We start from the raw sequence: 14301 nt of genomic DNA, 5'->3' as shown, positions 1-14301 counted from the left end.
GGGTGAGGGTCGAGCGCCTCGACGAAAACGTGGCGGGCCCGTGGGAGGCCGGCGACAGCCAGTTCGCGGTGGTGGTCGAGTCCGGCGGGGTGGCCGGAGTGTTCGCTCCGGTCGACGAGCTGCCCGCCGCCTTGGTAGCCACCCGGCTCGGGCAGAGCGCTCTGCACCACCCGGTGGTCGACCACGACGGTCTGCTGCGCAGACTCCTGGCCGAACTCGGTCCGCACGCGGCGGGGCTCGGACGCTGGGCGGTCGGGGCGCTGGATTGCGCGGTATGGGACCTGCACGGGCACCTCGCCGGCCTCCCGGTCGCGGCCCTGCTCAGCGACCGTCCCGCACGGCAGGTGCCGGTGTACGCCTCCTGGCTCTCCCTGGACCTGAACGCGGCTTCGGCCGTCGAGTCGGTCAAGGCCACCGCTGGCCAGGGGTTCGCCTTCACCAAATGGGCGCTGCGCGAGGCCGAAGCCGACGAACTGGCGCTGCTGGCCGAACGGGCCGCGGAGTGGGCGGGGCAGAGCGTAGCGGTGGACGCCCTGGGCACGTGGGGCCACACACGGTCCAGGGAAGTTGCACGGCGGCTCACACTGGAGGCCGTGCGCTGGGTAGAGGACCCGCTCCCGCGGACCGATCTGGCCGCCTACACACTTCTGCGCAGCCAGACGAAAGGTCTACCGGTCGCGGTGGGCGAGCGGCTGTCCTGCCTGGAGGAGGTCGCAGTCCTGCTGAGGCGATGCCGACCGGAGGCGCTTACGTTCGACGCGGTGTGGTGCGGCGGCATCACCGAAGCGCGGGACTGGCTGGGTGTCGCTCACGATGCCGGGGTGCCGGTCCATCTACACGGGCGGGCGTTCCTTCCCGCCGTGCACCTGGCCGCAGCCTTCCCTCACGCGGCGGGCGCGGTGGAGTACCAGGTGGTGTGGGAGCCGCGCCGGCAGCGGACGCTGCGCGGCACGCTCCGGCCGGAGGGCGGGCACGTGGCCCTTCCCGACCGGCCCGGTCTCGGGGTGGAGGTGCGCTGGTAATGCCTCGACACACAGGTGAGTTAGTGGTCCGCGGACGTCTGGAGCAGCGCGAAGGAGCCGTCCTGCTCGTCGTGGACGAGCGGCTGAGCGGACACGACACTTTCCTGTCGACAACTCTCCGCCTCGACCAGCCGGTGCGCCTGCCCGACCTCCCTGTCCGGATCCTCACGTTCGACGACGTCACCGTTCTGGCACCCCTCGTCTCCGTCCTGCCCCAGTCGCAGGACGGCGAGGAGTGGGGCGGTACCTTGCTGATTCCGCACGGCGCCCGCCCGCCGACGATCCCCGACGACCTCGCCCAGGCTGCTGCCGAGGCCGGTGTCGACACCAGCAGCTGGTCGCCGGCCGAAGCCCGGCACTTGCTGACCTTCCTCAGCGAAGCTGGTTCCGGGCCAGTGCGCACCGAGCGGATCGGCCTGATCATCGCGGCTCTGGCGGGTCTGTCGTGAACGCAGGTGGGGTGCGGCTGGTGAGCCTCGATGTCGGATACACCCTGGGCGAGCCGTCAGGGACAACGCTGACGCAGCGCCTGGTGGAGCTGTCCCCGCTCCCGGCCCGTGAGGCGAAGCAGGTCGCCCAGCGGATCCTGCACGCCCTGGACCCGCGCCGTGATGCGTCGGGGCCGCAGACGGTGTGCGCCGCTCTGGGTCTCGCGCCGTCTGCCTTCCCCCACGACCACCGCCCGCCTCACTTCACTCTGTGGCCCGGCGCGGTAGTGGCGGTGGCACGGATCGCCCGGATCGTGCCAGTGGTCACCCTGTCGAACGTGAGCCACTGGGACGAGCGGGAGACCGACGTCGCCGCCCTTCTCGCCCCCCACCTCCGGGCCCACCACCCCTCGTGGCAGCTCGGGTTCACCAAGCCCGACCCACGCGCTGTGCAGACTGTTGCCTCGCTGCACGACCGTGATCCCGCGGAGGTGCTGCACGTAGGCGACAGCCTCGACTACGACGTGCGCGGCGCCCTCGCCGCCGGAGCCCAAGCTCTGTGGATCACCCCGCGCCCGCCGTCGGCCGAAGCCCTCCGGCTGCTGGCCGAGCACCCCGGGCGGGTCACGGTCGTACCCGACCTCGCCCGCGCGGTCGGGCACATCGAGCAAACCGTCCTTCCGTCACCCCACACGATCAGGAGCACCACCCCGTGAGCCAGTTCGACACCACTGCCCCGTTCTACGCCGCCTACCGGCCCGGCATCCCGAAGGAGGCCGTCGAGCTGCTCGCGCGGCGGGTGGCCGGCAAGGAGCACCGGGTCCTGCTCGACCTCGGGTCCGGCACCGGACAGGTTCCCCTCGCCCTGGCCGGGACGGTGACGGAGATCGACGTCGTCGAGCAGGACGCGGGCATGCTCGCCGAGGCAGACAAGGCGCTCGCCGGGCTGCCGGTCACCGTCCGCCTGCACAACGCCTCGGCCGAGCAGTTCACCCCGCGCTCCTCCACCCGGGCCGATCTCGTCACGGTCTGCCGCGCGTTCCACTGGATGGACCAGGAACTGGTGTTGTCGCGTCTGGAGGGCATGACCGCGCCGGACGCGACCGTCGCGGTCATGGACGACGGCAGCCTGTGGACCGCACGCACCGAGTGGACCGACGCCCTGCGGGCCCTGATCCAGGAATACCTGGGCGAGAAGCGTCGAGCCGGAGTGGGCAAGAAGTACGAGGCGCACGACCGGCCATACAGCGAGATCCTCGCCGAGTCCGCCTTCGGCCAGGTCGAGGAGCACACCATCGCCGTCGAGCGGCAGTGGACCACCGACACCGTGATCGGCTACCTGTACTCGACTTCCTTCGCCGCCCGGCCGCTGTTCGGGGAGCGAGTCGAGGACTTCGAGCGCCGTGCCCGAGCTCTGCTCGACGAGCACACCGCCGCAGGCGGGCTGATCGAGCACGCCTCCTTCCAGGTCGTCCTCGGCCGGCGCGGCTAACCCGCTCCTCCCTCTACGCCGGGGCGGCCCACTCCCCACCCCGGCTCTATATCCCGTCCCTCCGGAAGGAGAACCACCATGCCCCGACCTCAGACGTGGAGCGACGACGAGCGGCGCCGGTTCCTTGACGACGGCGTCCTCATACGCCGTGGCCTGATCCACGGCGAAGTCCTGTCCCGGGCCCGTGACCTCGTCAGCGACTGGTTAGCCGAGGCGTACGACCCCGCGCGGCTCACCGCCTACACCGAACGTAGCTTCGCCCCCGAGCTGGAGAAGCACCCCGACCTCCTCGCCTTCTACCAGCGCAGTGGCCTGGCGGAGCTGGCCGGAGATCTTCTGCGGCCTGCGAGGACCGCTCCGGTCACCCGGGCGCAGATCCAGATCCGGCTGCCCCACGGCGCGCAGCAGCCGGTGAAGCGGATGCACGTCGACGGCGTCTCCTGCCCTCACCTGGAACCCTGCGACCTGCGTACGTTCACCTTCATCGTCGGCGTCGTCCTGGACGGCAGCGCCACTGCGGGCGCCGGCGCTCTGCATTACGTGGCCGGCGGGCACCACCGGATGGCCCGGTATTTCGCCACGGACTGGGCCCTGGGGCAGCCGGCTCAGACTCCCGACGACGTCGACGTCCAGGACGGCACCGCCTTCACCGCTGAGCCCGGCAACGTGGTCGTGATGCACCACCTCGTTCCGCACCGGGTCGGCATGAACACCAGCAGCGACCCGAGGTTGATGGTGTACTTCCGCGTCCACCACGCCGAGCACCCCGACCTCGCCCTACGTGCCCTGTCGGACCCGTGGCTGGAATACCCGGCGCTCGCCGCCCTCGCCCACCCCGGCAACGCGTGAGAAAGGGAGAGCACCGTGGATGTCCTCACCCTCGCCCAGCTCCCCGACGCGGCCCGGATGGTGGCCGCCGGGCAGATGGTCGCCGTGCCCACCCCCCCGCTGGTACATGCTGTGTGCCCGCGCCGCCGACCCCGCCGCCATCAACGCGGTCTTCCGCGCCAAGCAGCGCCCCACCGCCAAGCCCCTGCTGCTCCTGCTCGACTCCCCGGTCACGGCCGAGGCCCTGTTCGTCCTGAGCGGCGACGCCCGCCTGCTGGCCGACGGCCTGTGGCCGGGGGACCTGGCGCTGCGTCTGCCGTGGAGGCCGAGCACCGAGACCGTCACCGCGGTCGGGTCCCCGGCGCTCGTCGGATGCCCCGACGGGATCCTGGGCCGACTCGTCACCCTGGCCGGTGAACCGCTGGCCGCCGCCGTGTGCAGCATCTCCACTCCCGCCGCCGGCGAGAAGGACCACCCGGCGCTCACCGCCGGCCAGGTCGCCGCCTTCGAGCGGACCACGGGGGCCAGGATCGCCGCGGTCGTCGACGGCGGGATCTGCCCGCAGGGCCGGCACATGACCATCATCGACTGCCCCGCAGGCGCCGCAGCCCGCCTCCAACGTGAGGGCACCGTCCACGCCCGCGCCGTCGAAGCCGCTCTCGCCCCGCCAGGAGGACCACATGTGGGCTGACCTCGCCCGCCGCACGAACCGCCTGGTGCCCGACGTCTCGGTGGCCGCCGTCGCCGACGCGCTCGACTACCTCTGTCTCGCCCAGCTCTACCTGCGCGACGACCCGCTCCTGGCCCGGCCCCTGACCCCGGCCGACGTCAAGACGCAACCGGCCGGCCACTGGGGGGTGTGCCCACCCGTCAACCGGATGCTCGCCGCCCTGGGCCCGCTCCAGGCGGCCGTCCCCGACGGCTACGAGCTGCACGTCCTGCATGGCGCCGGGCACGCCGGGCCCTCCGCGCTCGCCCACGCCTACCTCACCGGACGACTCGGCCGCGCCCACCCCCGCCTGCGCCTGGGCGAGGCCGGGCTGCGCGAACTCGTCGCGGGCTTCCCCCGGGCCGATATCGGCGGGGAGATCACCCCGATGATCCCCGGCCACCTGCACACCGGAGGCCAGCTCGGTCCCGCCCTTGCGATCGGACAGGGCACCGTCCTCGACGCACCCCACCGGCTGTCCGTGGTCCTGATCGGCGACGGAGAGTGCGAGACCGGGACGACCGCCGCCTCCTGGCTCGCCAGCCGCGCGCTGCACGGTACGGGCGACCACGGCACCGTCCTGCCCGTCGTCCTGCTCAACGGGCTGCGCATGGGCGGCCGGAGCGTGCTGTCCACCCTGAGCCGCGCCGAACTCACCGCCTATTTCACCGGCCTCGGCCATCGGCCCGTCTACAGCGACGGGCTCGGCATCGGCCAGCTCCGCCAGACGGTGGCCGAAGCGCTCGGCGCCGCACAGCCCCTGGGCATTCCGGGACCGTCGAGCGTCCTGGTCCTCACCCTGGACAAGGGCCACGGCGCCCCCACCCACCTCGCCGACACCCCGACAATCCACAAGACACCGCTACGCAACCCGGCCGGTGTACCCGCCGAGTTCGACGCGCTCGCCGAGTGGCTGGCCTCCTACCAGCCCGCCCAGCTCCTCACCTCCAGCGGCCGGCCCCGGCCGCACCTGCTGCCCGCGCTCCCGCTGCCCCGGCCCGATCCCGACGGCCTGCCGGCGCCGCGCGGCTGCGTCGCCGCCTCCACCCAGGTCGCCGCCCACGCCGCCGGCCGCCCGTTCGCACAGGTGGTCCCCGAGGTCCTGCGGGCCCGCGCCGAGCAGGGGCCGTTCCGCGTGTTCAGCCCCGACGAGCTGGCCTCCAACCGCCTCGACCTCACCGACGAGCACGGGCGCCCGGTGCCGTGGGCGGTGGAAGTGCTCAGCGAGGAGCTGTGCCACGCCTGGGCCCAGGGTTACACGGAGACCGGCCGACACGCCCTCGTCGCCACCTACGAGGCATTCGCGCCGATCACCCTCAGCCTCATCCAGCAGCAGCTCAAGCACCGGTCCATGCGCCGGCACGCCGGGCTCGCCCCGCTGCCCAGCCTGGTCTACCTGCTGACCAGCCTGGGCTGGCACAACACCCTCACCCACCAAAACCCCAGCCTCACCTCAGCCCTACTGGCCGGCGGCGACCCCGCGCTCCACGTCCTCACCCCCGCCGACCCCGCGCGCACCGCCGCCGCCCTCACCTTCGCCCTGCGCAAGCTCGACCGGTGCACGATCGTCGTCGCCGGCAAGCACACGGCCGTCCACCACCCGCTGGAGACCCTCGACGAGGAACTGCGGCACGGCATCGCGACCTGGCCCCACCTGACCCACCCCGGCCCCGGAGAGCCACACCTGATCCTCGCCTCCGCCGGCGACCTGCCCGCCGAGGCCCTGACCACCCTCGCCCAGCGGCTGCGCGCCGAACGCCCCGGCCTGCGCCTGCGGTACGTCCACGTCCACGACCTCACGGTCCTCGCCGAGGACGGCACCCGCCCCCTCGCCCTCGCCCCGGAGGCGTTCGCCCGCCATTTCGGCACCCGGGCACCGGTCGTCCTGGCCACCAACGGACACCCCGCCGACGTCCACGCCCTGCTCGGACGCCACCACCCCGGGCCCCGGCTCACCGTTCTCGGCTATCGCGACCCCGGGCGCCCCGTCTCCCAGACGCACCTCCGACAGTTCTGCGGCCTCGACGACCCCGGCCTGTGGCAGCTCGCCACCACCCTCACCGACGCTCCGAAGGAGATACCGGCATGAGCACCCCGCCCCCACCCTTCGCCCCCGACGCCGGCACCATCGACGCCTTCGAACGCGACGGGTACGCGGTCATCCGCAACGCGATCACCCCGGCCCTAGGCGACCGGCTCCTGACCGCCGCCGAGAAGCTGCTGGGCAGCGACATCACGCAGGGCCGCGACCGAGGAGGCGACGGCAAGGACGGCTTCCGCGGATGCCTCAACCTCGACCCTGCCTTCCTCCCGCTCCTCGCCAACCCAGCCGTCCTGCCCACCGTCGTCCAGCTCCTCAGCCCGAACATCCACCTACTCTCCGCCCACCTCATCGCCCTGCCCAGCGGCCCGCCCCGCACCATCCGCATCCCCGGCCGCCACGGCTGGCACCGCGACATGTACGGCGTCACCGCCGACCTCGGCTTCCCCCACACCCCCCGCATGGCGATCAAGGCCGCCCACTACCTCACCCCCGTTACCCCCGACTGCGGGCTGACCATGTTCCTCCCCGGCAGCCACCGCCTCCCCGAAGAGCCCGTCGTCCCCGCCGGCGCCATTGACCCGCCCGGCGCCGTCACCCCCCACATCAGCGTCACCGGAACCGACGCAGTCCTCTTCGAGAACCGGACCTGGCACACCGGAGGCATCAACCTCTCCGGCCGCCCCCGCATCGCCCTCATGCTCCAGTACGGATACCGCTGGCTCCACCCCGTCGACGACCCCGCCACCGACCTCCGGAAAGACCCCGCGCTCACCCCGAGCGAACAGCAGCTCCTGGGCCTGCCCGACCGTCACCCGGACGGATCCCTCGCCAAGGGCAGCGGAGCCGCTCCCATCCGCTCCTGGTGGGAGAGCGGCCCATGGGCTTCAACGTCGGCCCAGAAGCGTTGGTAGGGGCTTCTGGCTAGAGGTTCCGCGCCGTCACACTCGGGGGTGAGACGGCCGAGCCGTTGGGAGGGCGAAACCGCGCGGCGGAGCCTCCATGCCCGCCTGATGGAAAAGGCGCGGAAGGTCATCCTCGTGCTGACGCACCCGTCCTGGGGGACGTTGTCCAGCCCGACCCTGTGGAGGCCCGTACCCCCAAGACCGCCGCGAAGCGATTAGCCCCAGCCGTAGCCATGCCTGGCAACACCCCGCACTCCGGCACCATCGGTGACCTGGAGAAATACACGAGCCGCGCGAGGTTCACCCGGCCACCCGACTGCGAGCTGAGCCGACGGCGCCGAAGCCGGCCCGCCACGGGCTACTACGCCGCCATGTACGAATGCGCACGCCCACCCCGCCATTCCACCCACTCCGGCCGGTCCAGCAGCTCCACCCCGTCCGGCAGCCCTGCCCGGCGCAGGAACTCCACGACGTCCTGGTCCTCATAGGCCAGCCCGGCGATCTGGCCACGGATCGTAACCCGACGCCCACCCGTGGGAGAGAGGCGGTGAATGACTATCGGCGCGCTCATCTCTCCAGGGTGCGACTCATCGCCGGTCACGGCATGTTCGCTGTGCCGGTGCGGCGCGCCCGGCCTCATTGGCGCAGCTGTAAGGGCGCACCTAGGACTGCCCCGCCCTTTCGCCTGGCTCCTTTCATGAGGCCCATGCCGCGCATCAGATGCACGCCATGATGCTCGACCTAGCGCTCCTGCCCGGCAAAGCCCCTCCCGGCCAGCGAAGTTGCCCTTCCACCCCTTTATCGGCACGGCGGCTGCGACATCGATCAGCCCTACCGAGAAAACGGATGCTCCGGGAAACGGAGCTAGACGTTCATCTAGGTGAGGCAGGAGTAACGAGGTATATCCAATCGTTGACTGGGCGCCCCACCAGAAAGGCACTAAGCGAGCGTCCAGTACATTATGTGAACATGGAGAGAATGCGACGAGCCCGCGTCGGGGAAATAGCCGAAAGACTGTACCAGCGGCCGACGACAGCTGACTACCGGGGGGCCCCCATCCCCGTGGAGGAGGCGCTCACGCAATCACTGCCGCGTGAGGACGGCAACAACCACGTTCGGGCAGCACTAAAGGCCATAGTGGAACGTCTCGGGTTTCCCGCTCAGTACGGGGGTAGCGGAATTGGCCCGAGCATCCGGTGGCAGTCAGCGACCGACACCCTACTTTTGGATCAAGGACGGAGCGGGTTGCAACTCTCCATCCACAGGAGCGACGATCTCAACGACCGGGAGCTCTCGATCTTTCGCCAGGGGGTGGGTAGTGCCCCCAATCAGGTAGCAACTTACAACGATCTTCCTTACCTGTGGCAGGTGATCCGCAAGGATGGAGCCGAACTCGCCACCTTTGCGCCGTCAAGTCCTCCAGCCTCGGACTGGCCGCTCCTGGAGGAGTCGTTCAGATCACTGCTGATGGCTTTGTCGAATCAGCTGCCGGCTCAGCTTGGCTCCGCCGCAGTGGGGTTCAATGTCACGAACCGGGCAGACGGGGATCGAGTCCTGGCTGTCCTGTGCAACCCGCATGATGAGCTGATGGCACTAATCGACGGAACTGACTCGCCAGACCAGTGGAGCCCAGGTCACACCGAGTACGAAGCTGCCATTCTGAGCCGTGGCTGGCACTCTGAGGTTCCGTTCCGGTGGTGGGAGGCGACCTTCCCTCGCGGGATGGAGGGGGCCACAGACCTGGCCGCCCTCATCGTCCGCGAGCTGCGACACCGTGGTGCTCGGGACCCCGCCGATCTCGACCTATCGGAGCTCACCGTGGACGAGACGCTCGAAACAGGCGGTATAGGGGCGGATCTAGGCAAGCTGCTCCTGCCGGGTTTGGGCGTCAACCCGCCGAGCAACCCCAGCCCCGCGCGCCCCAGCCCTTCGTTCGATAGGTAGCCCAGCGCTCACCCCCTGCGGGCCGATGAGCGGCGCAAAGCTGACGCTAGGTCATTTACCTAAACAGCGGCGCAGTTGTTCACACCCTCTCGAATACCGACCCTGCGGCTCCACGCCACTGACACTGGCGGCCCGGGTGACGCTCCCTCACATTCGTTTGACAGGCGGGGATTTCCGGCGATTGCAGACAACACCCTCTCAAGGTGCAAAGCTATGCGGCGCCTTGCGATCCGCAGTCTTGGGCCACCCTTCCAACAGGAATCCACAAGCTTCGAATCTATTGACTTGAAGACTCAGAAGCGAAGTTGCCTATCCCGACATTTAGGCCATCGCGCCCACCGGCTCGATATTCTGTGATTCGGACCACACAGGCACTGTCGCGCTCTGCCGACTACGTGGCGCAGGCGAGATCACTTCGCGACACTCGGCGCTGCTAAATACCCCACCCCGAATCAGAGTTGCACACACGAAGTGGCGGCCCACCGCATCCAGCCAAATGACCAGCAGGGCATGCACCCGACAAATCCCTGTCTGGCGGCAAGCATAAGGTCATCACACGGAGAGGCTCGCTTCCCCGGCATAACCTCTCGCGCTCACAGGAACGCGCCACTCGCGCCGGACTGACATGCGCAGCAAAAGTGGCAACCAGGAAGGGACGGCAATGCTTTCGTCGCGTTCGCTGTTTTCGGGCAGCGAGATGCGCAAGTTGCGGCGGCGGTGCGACGCAAAGCTGCGCAACTTGCCGCTCCCGAGTGACGCCCCCGACGTGAGCGCCCTGGTGGCCCCCATGGAAGCCGTCAGTGGCCGCACGATCCGCCTCGTACAGGTGGACGACATGGAATCTGATCGTCGCACTGCATGCGGGCTGCGGGTCCGGGGGCGAGATACCACGTACATACTTTTCCGGCGGCGCCCAACCCCGCATCAGACAGAACATACAATTTTGCACGAACTGGCCCATGAGTGGCTCGACCACCGTTCCAACCTCTCTCCCCGAGAGGCCCTTCTCAGCGTCCCTGAACCCGTCTGGGAGCGCATCGTCACCGACCTTGGGCCGGACCTCGTGGTCCAGGCCAGGGCACGCTTCGGCTCGGTGGAGGAGAGGGAGGCCGAGCTGTCTGCCACTCTCATCAAGATCAAGCTCCAGCGGCAGGCAGGAACCGGCAAGGATCCGATGAGCCTCCTGGAGTCCAGCCTCTCCCATCCCGTGGCGCCGCCGCTCTACACCGGGAAGTTCTGAGGCGGCACCGATGCTCGACATCTGCACCTACATCGGAGCCACCGTCATGACGGTGATGGCCTTGTGGCGGTTGCCGGCGCTTCGCTATGACGACCCGGAGAGGCGGGCCCTCTGGGCGTGCGCGTCCGGGTTCGCCGCCGCGTTGTGGTGTCGTGTACCTGCGGTCAAGAGCGCTCTGGACTCCCCGATAACCGACCTGTATGTGCTGGTGAAGTACCTCACCTCGATATTCGCCATCCTCGCCGTTCTGCGGTACATCACGGCCATCTACGGCAAGACTCGGGGGCCGGCAGCCAATCCGCGCTACGTGGAGACGTCCCGTCGCGTCAACCGCATCGCGCACGGTTGCGCGTTCGGCGCTGTCGGCGCGATGGTCATCCTCTTCTTCACCGCGGTGGACCGAAGCGGCCCTCCCAGTACCGAGTTCGCGACCGACCACGCGGGGCAATGGGGCGCGGCCACCTTCATCAGCATCCTGTATATCTACCTTGCGTCTGCCTCGGCGACCTGCGCCTTCCAGTGGGGCCGCGCCGCTCGACACGCGGACACTAGGCTTCTGCGCATCGGACTCGCGCTGATGGCCATCGCAACGGCGCTGTACACGCTCTACTCGCTATTCCGGATCGTCACAGTCTGGGCCCCGACGAGCGCCAGTGCCCCGACCATGCGAGTCGTCGCCGATACCAGCAATCTCACGGTTGCCCTCCTGTGGGCCGCGGGAGCAAGCATCCCTTCCGCGAAGGCCCTTTCGGCGCGCTGGACGGCCTGGAGGGCGCTGCACGCGTTGTACCCGCTGCGGCGCGACCTGATGGACGCCTTCCCTGACATCCCGTTCCAACCGTCTGCGAGCCGTCTGCGGGAGTGGACCAGGACTTCACCGTCGCTCGATGTCAGGCTCGATCAGTGGACGCAAGACATCGGGGACGCAGTGGAACAGCTGCGGCATTACGCCACTCCGTCCCTGCTGCACGTAGCGGAAGACGCGACCGCCGCGCACCCGGACCCGGAGCCGGCAGCGGAGGCGTACTGGATCAAGGCAGCCTTGCATAACGCGCGCTCCGGCCTGCGTTCCCGGTTGCCGGTGAGAGGACTCCGGGACAAACCGCTCTCAGATATCCATGCCGAGGCGCACTGGCTCGCTCGCGTGCAGGCCGTCTACGCGACCATCTCGGACAGGCAACTCGAGGCTCTGCTCGCCCGGGCAGCCGGGGAGCCCGACGCGCACCACCTCAGCGACCAAGCTGCGCGTTAAACGCACGCGGTACTGGATCCGACGGGCATCGGTCAGCGCTCACCCTCATCGTCAGCGAGCAACTTGTTGAGGACGGCCAGGAAGGCTGGGGAGATGCCGCCCTCGCCGCCTCGCGCAGCGAGGGCCACGTCATGTTGAGCCGCCAGGAAGCGGATGTCCTCCAGTACGCGTTTTTGCGCTGACTGTCCGTTGTGAAAGACCATGGGCGATACATCGAAGTACGCGCCGAGCGCCTCGAAAGCGACTGTGCGGGCGCCGTCGTCGAAGATGTCTTCAGCAGAGGCGCCGCTGAGCAGTGCGTCCACCTGCTCGGCCTTGAGCACCTCCGCACCGAGCTTTTCGTTGACTGCGGCGGCCAGTTCCCCAGCTCCGGGACGACTGTCAGGGAACCGCGCTTCCATGAGTTCGGAGAGTGTGTCGGCTAGCTGGGGGCCGGAGGAGTCGACTGGCTCTGGCGTGGGAGCGCTCTCCCCGAATGATCTGCGCTGGGCCGCCTGCAATTCCTCAATTGTGACCCCGTAGAGCCCTGCCAGGTCGGGCAGAGACGACTCGTCGAGCATGCGCACGCCGCGCTCCGCAGCCCCCAAGCGGAACCGGCTGACCGCTTCGCTCAGCTCCGCCGCGTGACTTTGGGAGTACCCCGCGTCGCATCGGAGGTCCACCAGGTCAGGATCCCCGTCACGCGGGAAGAGGACGTCGATGTCCGCGCCTAGCGCCCGCGCGATAGCCGGGAGCTTCTCGGCCGGGGGGATCGACTTGCCGCTCTCCCAGCGGGCCACGGGCTCATGCGACCCCACACCCGCCTCCCTGCCCAGGACGCGCTGGTGCATGTCGGCTTCCCGGCGCCTGGCTCTCAGGCGTCGGCCATCGAATCGGCGCGGAGGCATCGGTCGCTCCCTGAGCTGCAGGTATCGGAGTGGAGGGCCACCCCCCCATACTCTTGCAACAGAAATCTACATGACGTAGGTTCTCGTCGCACGGACTCTCGCGCAGCAAAAACGGAGTCCAACCGTCCGCTTGTGGCTCACTGTGCTCCGTCGCATGGCCCACACCTCGGCCATCTGACTCCGGAGAACCCTTCGTGATCCACTATCCCGCGCCTCCAGCCGCGCGACTTCTACAGAGTTTAAGAACCAAGTCTGGATCTTGAAGCGCGGTCCTGCGTATGTTCGTCGTCGCCCGAGCACCCGGTCCGGGCGACGACAGAAGGAGCAGCACAATGCGGGCATTCAGCGCCTCATAGCTCCAGATACAGCGACGGCGTCCGAGAGGTGCAACTCCCGGACGCCGAACGCCTAACGGCTGTACCGCCCCGGCAAGGGCGGAGATCGCCACCATCACCACGCTGATCCCTTCCACGGGGCGTCTCAGCGCGGCAACACAAAAGGAGATTCTTGCATGCGCTCCGCCATGCGCAAAAGGCCCTTCCCCCCGGCCTACACGGCAGCCGCCTCCACCTCCGCACCTCGCCGACCCAGGTCGGCACGCGCCATCCCTGCCTCGGCAACCTGCGGGCGCCGCCTCGTCGCCAGGAGCGGCCGATGAGCGCCGATGCCCGCGAATGGGTGTGGGAGCACAGCTCCAGCCGAGGGGCCGCGCGTCTGGTCCTGCTGTCGATCGCTGACCGGGTGGCCGACGATCAGTGCATCTCCTGGGCCTCGCTGTCCAGCCTGGCCAAGCGCACCCGGGCCTCGGTCTCCACGGTGCGCGAAGCCATCGAGCGCCTGCTCCTCGCCGGCGAGCTGGAACAGCTCGACGACCTGGTGGGCCCGCAGCGCAGCACGGTCTATCGCCTGCCTCTCGCCGCCGAAGCGGTCGCACAGGCGCTGAGAGAGCAGCGGAAGGAAGACGGCGACACGGCGGTGTCGGACGAGCCCGCCGCCCCTGCGGAGCTCCGGCTGTCGGCTTTGCGGCGGTACGGAATCCGCCCGCGTGAGGTGCCGGAATCCCCTGCGAGGGTCCGGAAACCGGCAGTACCGGAAACCGGCAGGTCGCGACGGAAACCGGCACAGCGGCGTACCGGCCACCGGCACAGCGATGTACCGGCCACCGGCACACAGAACCGTAGTGAACCTGATTTGAACCGGAGGTACAGCAGTGGTGGTGCTGCGGTCACCTCGGCTGCCGAGTGGCAGGTCGACCCCGCCACCCACACCTGGACCCGCCAGCAGGGACACCTCGACCGCCTCGGCGAGCAGGGCCTGCAGTCCGCCGACGCGAAGTGGCGTGCACACCGGGCAGGCCATGCTCCGAGGCCGGCGGAAGCCTGGGCTGCCGACTGGCGCTCCTGGATCACCCGGGAGCACGCCCCCAACCGCCCGAACCTCCACGCCGTGCCCGGCAAGAACACCGCTGCGTCTGGCGGGATGACGCGGGCGGAGGCCCACACCGCCGCCCTTCTCGCCGCCCTCGACGAGCCGACCGGAACGGAGGGCTGACC

At 69.5% G+C, this 14301-nt stretch carries 14 protein-coding genes; 12 read left to right on the top strand and 2 right to left on the bottom strand.

The window, feature by feature from the left end:
* Positions 1–2: 2 nt before the first annotated feature.
* From ACFYQ5_RS21095 to ACFYQ5_RS21060, 8 genes are all read left to right on the top strand, one after another.
* Positions 3–1022 carry an enolase C-terminal domain-like protein gene (locus ACFYQ5_RS21095; protein WP_389199390.1) on the top strand — a complete coding sequence of 340 codons (1020 nt, stop codon included), beginning with the start codon at positions 3–5 and terminating at the stop codon, positions 1020–1022.
* Between the two features lie 23 nt (positions 1023–1045).
* Positions 1046–1471 (top strand): hypothetical protein, encoded by a 426-nt coding sequence (locus ACFYQ5_RS21090; RefSeq protein WP_389199389.1) that lies wholly within the window; start codon positions 1046–1048, stop codon positions 1469–1471.
* 20 nt (positions 1472–1491) lie between these two features.
* Entirely contained in the window at positions 1492–2166 is a 675-nt protein-coding gene (locus ACFYQ5_RS21085) for an HAD family hydrolase (RefSeq protein WP_389199387.1), read from the top strand.
* On the top strand, positions 2163–2942 hold the full coding sequence (locus ACFYQ5_RS21080; RefSeq protein ID WP_389199385.1) for a class I SAM-dependent methyltransferase: 780 nt from the start codon (positions 2163–2165) through the stop codon (positions 2940–2942). Before ACFYQ5_RS21085 ends, ACFYQ5_RS21080 begins: the two co-directional genes overlap by 4 nt.
* A 78-nt stretch (positions 2943–3020) precedes the next feature.
* Positions 3021–3791, top strand: coding sequence for a phytanoyl-CoA dioxygenase family protein (locus ACFYQ5_RS21075; RefSeq protein WP_389199383.1), 771 nt, complete (start codon positions 3021–3023; stop codon positions 3789–3791).
* A gap of 106 nt (positions 3792–3897) precedes the next feature.
* Complete coding sequence (locus ACFYQ5_RS21070; protein ID WP_389199381.1) at positions 3898–4461, top strand: L-threonylcarbamoyladenylate synthase; 564 nt, start codon at positions 3898–3900, stop codon at positions 4459–4461.
* Entirely contained in the window at positions 4451–6568 is a 2118-nt protein-coding gene (locus ACFYQ5_RS21065; RefSeq protein ID WP_389199380.1) for a phosphoketolase, read from the top strand. Before ACFYQ5_RS21070 ends, ACFYQ5_RS21065 begins: the two co-directional genes overlap by 11 nt.
* Positions 6565–7434, top strand: coding sequence for a phytanoyl-CoA dioxygenase family protein (locus ACFYQ5_RS21060; RefSeq protein WP_389199378.1), 870 nt, complete (start codon positions 6565–6567; stop codon positions 7432–7434). Before ACFYQ5_RS21065 ends, ACFYQ5_RS21060 begins: the two co-directional genes overlap by 4 nt.
* 352 nt (positions 7435–7786) lie before the next feature.
* Here the strand turns inward: ACFYQ5_RS21060 and ACFYQ5_RS21055 are convergent, their stop codons facing one another.
* Positions 7787–7996 (bottom strand): hypothetical protein, encoded by a 210-nt coding sequence (locus ACFYQ5_RS21055; RefSeq protein ID WP_104791578.1) that lies wholly within the window; start codon positions 7994–7996, stop codon positions 7787–7789.
* Between the two features lie 392 nt (positions 7997–8388).
* On the opposite strand from ACFYQ5_RS21055, the gene ACFYQ5_RS21050 reads away from it, so the two are divergent.
* The 3 genes from ACFYQ5_RS21050 to ACFYQ5_RS21040 all read left to right on the top strand — a co-directional run bounded on the left by ACFYQ5_RS21050 (position 8389) and on the right by ACFYQ5_RS21040 (position 11861).
* Entirely contained in the window at positions 8389–9369 is a 981-nt protein-coding gene (locus tag ACFYQ5_RS21050) for a hypothetical protein (protein WP_389199376.1), read from the top strand.
* Between the two features lie 943 nt (positions 9370–10312).
* Positions 10313–10609 carry a hypothetical protein gene (locus tag ACFYQ5_RS21045; protein ID WP_366533018.1) on the top strand — a complete coding sequence of 99 codons (297 nt, stop codon included), beginning with the start codon at positions 10313–10315 and terminating at the stop codon, positions 10607–10609.
* A 10-nt stretch (positions 10610–10619) separates the two neighbouring features.
* Complete coding sequence (locus tag ACFYQ5_RS21040; RefSeq protein WP_389199375.1) at positions 10620–11861, top strand: MAB_1171c family putative transporter; 1242 nt, start codon at positions 10620–10622, stop codon at positions 11859–11861.
* A 32-nt stretch (positions 11862–11893) separates the two neighbouring features.
* On the opposite strand, the gene ACFYQ5_RS21035 is transcribed toward ACFYQ5_RS21040, so the two are convergent.
* Positions 11894–12748, bottom strand: coding sequence for a helix-turn-helix transcriptional regulator (locus ACFYQ5_RS21035; RefSeq protein ID WP_366533020.1), 855 nt, complete (start codon positions 12746–12748; stop codon positions 11894–11896).
* Positions 12749–13402: 654 nt separating this feature from the next.
* Here ACFYQ5_RS21035 and ACFYQ5_RS21030 point away from each other — a divergent pair.
* Positions 13403–14299 carry a helix-turn-helix domain-containing protein gene (locus ACFYQ5_RS21030; protein WP_389199373.1) on the top strand — a complete coding sequence of 299 codons (897 nt, stop codon included), beginning with the start codon at positions 13403–13405 and terminating at the stop codon, positions 14297–14299.
* Positions 14300–14301: the final 2 nt, after the last annotated feature.

This window comes from Streptomyces sp. NPDC005794, from assembly GCF_042871445.1.
Lineage (GTDB): Bacteria > Actinomycetota > Actinomycetes > Streptomycetales > Streptomycetaceae > Streptomyces.
This window is presented reverse-complemented; position numbering and strand designations above follow the sequence as displayed.

Coding starts and splice junctions, on each gene's coding strand:
- ACFYQ5_RS21060 (WP_389199378.1), top strand. CDS start 6,565: ATGAGCACCCCGCCCCCACCCTTCGCCCCCGACGCCGGCACCATCGAC.
- ACFYQ5_RS21035 (WP_366533020.1), bottom strand. CDS start 12,748: ATGCCTCCGCGCCGATTCGATGGCCGACGCCTGAGAGCCAGGCGCCGG.
- ACFYQ5_RS21075 (WP_389199383.1), top strand. CDS start 3,021: ATGCCCCGACCTCAGACGTGGAGCGACGACGAGCGGCGCCGGTTCCTT.
- ACFYQ5_RS21055 (WP_104791578.1), bottom strand. CDS start 7,996: ATGAGCGCGCCGATAGTCATTCACCGCCTCTCTCCCACGGGTGGGCGT.
- ACFYQ5_RS21070 (WP_389199381.1), top strand. CDS start 3,898: ATGCTGTGTGCCCGCGCCGCCGACCCCGCCGCCATCAACGCGGTCTTC.
- ACFYQ5_RS21030 (WP_389199373.1), top strand. CDS start 13,403: ATGAGCGCCGATGCCCGCGAATGGGTGTGGGAGCACAGCTCCAGCCGA.
- ACFYQ5_RS21040 (WP_389199375.1), top strand. CDS start 10,620: ATGCTCGACATCTGCACCTACATCGGAGCCACCGTCATGACGGTGATG.
- ACFYQ5_RS21065 (WP_389199380.1), top strand. CDS start 4,451: ATGTGGGCTGACCTCGCCCGCCGCACGAACCGCCTGGTGCCCGACGTC.